A 3255-nucleotide genomic window follows, 5' to 3' on the forward strand; every position below is an offset into this window, starting at 1 on the left:
TCGGCGGGATCGAGGCGGAGGCGGCGATGCTCGGCCAGCCGGTCTCGATGCTGATTCCCGAGGTGGTGGGCATGAAGCTCGACGGCACGCTCGCCGAAGGCATCACCGCGACCGATCTGGTGCTCACCGTCACGCAGATGCTGCGCGCCAAGGGCGTGGTCGGGCGGTTCGTCGAGTTCTACGGACCGGGGCTCGATCATCTCAGCCTCGCCGACCGCGCCACCATCGCCAACATGGCGCCCGAATATGGCGCGACCTGCGGCTTCTTCCCGGTCGACACCGCCACGCTCAACTATCTGCGCCTCACCGGCCGCGAGGACTGGCAGATCGAGCTGGTCGAGGCTTATGCCAAGGCGCAGGGTATGTGGCGCGATCCCACCCTGCCCGACCCCGTCTTCACCGACACCATCCACCTCGACATGTCGAGCGTCCAGCCGAGCCTCGCCGGCCCCAAGCGCCCGCAGGATCGCGTGCTGCTTTCGCAGGTCGACGAGAATTTCAACACCGAGCTCGCCTCGGGCTACAAGAAGACCGGCAGCGCGGACGTCCGTGTCGCGGTCGACGACGCGAACTACGAGGTCGGCCACGGCGATGTCGTGATCGCCGCGATCACGAGCTGCACCAACACCTCCAACCCGTCGGTGCTGGTCGCCGCGGGGCTGGTGGCGCGCAAGGCGCATGCGCTGGGCCTCAAGCCCAAGCCCTGGGTCAAGACCAGCCTCGCGCCGGGAAGCCAGGTCGTCACCGATTATCTCACCAAGTCCAAGCTCCAGGACGATCTCGACGCGATGGGGTTCAATCTCGTCGGCTATGGCTGCACCACCTGCATCGGCAATTCCGGGCCGCTGCCGCCGGCGATCAGCAAGGCGATCAACGAGAACGACCTGGTCGCCGCCAGCGTGCTCTCGGGCAACCGCAACTTCGAGGGCCGCGTCTCGCCCGACGTGCGCGCCAACTTCCTCGCCTCGCCGCCGCTGGTCGTCGCCTATGCGCTCAAGGGCACGGTCCGCGAGGACATCACGAAGACCCCGCTCGGCGAGGGGGCGGACGGCAAGCCGGTCTATCTCAAGGACGTCTGGCCGACCAACACCGAGGTCGCCGACGTGATCATGTCGTACATCGACAGCACCATGTACCGCTCGCGCTACGCCAACGTCTTCGAGGGCGACGAGAAGTGGCGCGGCATCGGCATCGAGGGCGGCGATCGCTACAGCTGGAACCCGGTATCCACCTATGTCGCCAACCCGCCCTATTTCGAGGCCATGTCGATGACGCCGGCGGCGGTGAACGACATCCGCGACGCGCGGCCGCTGGCGATCTTCGCGGATTCGATCACCACCGACCACATCTCGCCGGCCGGTTCGATCAAGGTGGACTCGCCGGCGGGGCGCTATCTTGGCGAGCATCAGGTCTCGAAGGGCGACTTCAACAGCTATGGCGCGCGGCGCGGCAATCACGACGTGATGATGCGCGGCACCTTCGCCAACATCCGCATCCGCAACGAGATGATCCCCGGCGTCGAGGGCGGCATGACGAAGTACGTCCCGACCGGCGAGGTGATGGCGATCTACGATGCCGCGATGCGCTACAAGGCGGAGGGAACGCCGCTCGTGGTGATCGCCGGCAAGGAATATGGCACCGGCTCCTCGCGCGACTGGGCGGCCAAGGGCACCAACCTGCTCGGCGTGCGCGCCGTCATCGCCGAGAGCTTCGAGCGCATCCACCGTTCGAACCTCGTGGGCATGGGCGTGCTCCCGCTCCAGTTCCCCGACGGCATCGACCGCAAGTCCCTCAGGCTGGATGGCAGCGAGACCTTCTCGATCGCCGACGTCGCCGCCTTGCGCCCCCGGCAGACCGTCAGCGTGACGATGAAGCGCGCCGACGGTAGCGAGGAGAGCTTCTCTGCGCGCTGCCGGATCGACACCGTCAACGAGCTCGAATATTTTCTCAACGGCGGCATCCTGCAATATGTTCTCCGCAAGCTCGCCGCCTGACCGGAGCGATCCATGCCCGACCAGCTTCCCGATCGCCTCTCCAACGATCCGCGCAGCGCCTTCTACGACGAGGCGCTGCTGACGAGCGGCATCGGCATTCGCTTCAAGGGCGTCGAGAAGCATAACGTCGAGGAATATTGCGTGTCCGAAGGCTGGATCCGCGTTTCGGTCGGCAAGACGATGGACCGCAAGGGGCGGCCGCTGACCGTGAAGCTGCAGGGTGAGGTCGAGCCCTACCGGGAGCATCCGCTGGCGGAAGCGGCCGAGGACGAGGCGTAATTTTCTACAGCAGCTGCTCGACCCTGCCAAGCCGAAAGAAGTCCTTTGGCCTTCAACGTTTTGGCGTTAGGCTTCGATCGACGGCACGGCCCAAGGACATATGATATGCGCTATTATCCTGTTCTCGCCGCCCTTGCTGTCTTGCCTGCGGCAGCGATGGCGCAGGACGGCGCCGGCTACGTCGGGCTCGAGGGGGGTGTCTCCTTCGCCCACCACACCGATTATGACGTCGCCGCGACACGCGTTCAGACCGTGCCGACGGGGAGTGGCCTGCTGGGCCAGACCGTCACGACGACCGACACGAAGTACGGCAATGGCCTCGTCGCCGATCAGAAAGCCGGCGCCGACGTCGATGCGATCGCCGGCTATGACTTCGGCATGTTCCGCCTGGAAGGGGAGCTCGGCTACAAGCGGTCCAGGCTGCGCGGCCTGACGGCGAGCGGTGCCCTGCTCGCCGATACCAACACGGCGCCGATCGCCGGCGTGACCTCGGACGATTTCCGCTCGGGCAAGAACACGAGGGTGCTGTCGGGGATGGTCGACGCGCTCTTCGACTATGATCTCACGCCGGGCGTGCGTGTTTACGGTGGCGGCGGCGCCGGACGCGCACGCGTCAAGTCGCTGGGCGATCGCGACGACGTGTGGGCGTTCCAGCTGATCGCCGGCGCATCGACCGCGATCACTCCCAATATCGAGGTCGGCCTGAAATACCGCTACTTCCAGACCCAGCATGTCCATTTCGACGGCGGCGCGAGCTTCTCGGATGCGGCGAGCGGAACGACATCGGTGTCCCAGTTCGCCGAGCGCGGCAGGTTCCGCTCGAACAGCCTGCTCCTGAGCATCGCCTATAATTTCGGCGGCCCGGCCGCCAAATAGCTGTTTGGGAGGCTGCGGGCCGGTCGCGCGTCGATGCGGCGGGCGTTCAGCCGTCTTGGCGCAGGTCCGGCAGGAAACGGACGTCGGTGACGATCCGGCGGCCATC

3 protein-coding genes are annotated in these 3255 nt (G+C 66.2%); all 3 read left to right on the forward strand.

From position 1 onward, the window contains the following. Positions 1 to 1994 (forward strand): aconitate hydratase AcnA (acnA, locus tag HUU96_RS13690; protein WP_174293307.1); only part of this gene is annotated, 1994 nt, incomplete at its 5' end. A gap of 12 nt (positions 1995 to 2006) precedes the next feature. Further along, on the forward strand, positions 2007 to 2273 hold the full coding sequence (locus HUU96_RS13695) for a DUF3297 family protein (protein WP_174293308.1): 267 nt from the start codon (positions 2007 to 2009) through the stop codon (positions 2271 to 2273). A 45-nt stretch (positions 2274 to 2318) separates the two neighbouring features. After that, positions 2319 to 3149 (forward strand): outer membrane protein, encoded by an 831-nt coding sequence (locus HUU96_RS13700; protein ID WP_174293309.1) that lies wholly within the window; start codon positions 2319 to 2321, stop codon positions 3147 to 3149. The last annotated feature ends 106 nt before the right edge of the window (positions 3150 to 3255 follow it).

The organism is Sphingomonas bacterium (assembly GCF_903644135.1).
Taxonomy (GTDB): domain Bacteria; phylum Pseudomonadota; class Alphaproteobacteria; order Sphingomonadales; family Sphingomonadaceae; genus Sphingomonas.

Excerpts from the sequence above, each read along its gene's own strand:
- HUU96_RS13695 (WP_174293308.1), top strand. The coding sequence starts at position 2,007 with ATGCCCGACCAGCTTCCCGATCGCCTCTCCAACGATCCGCGCAGCGCC.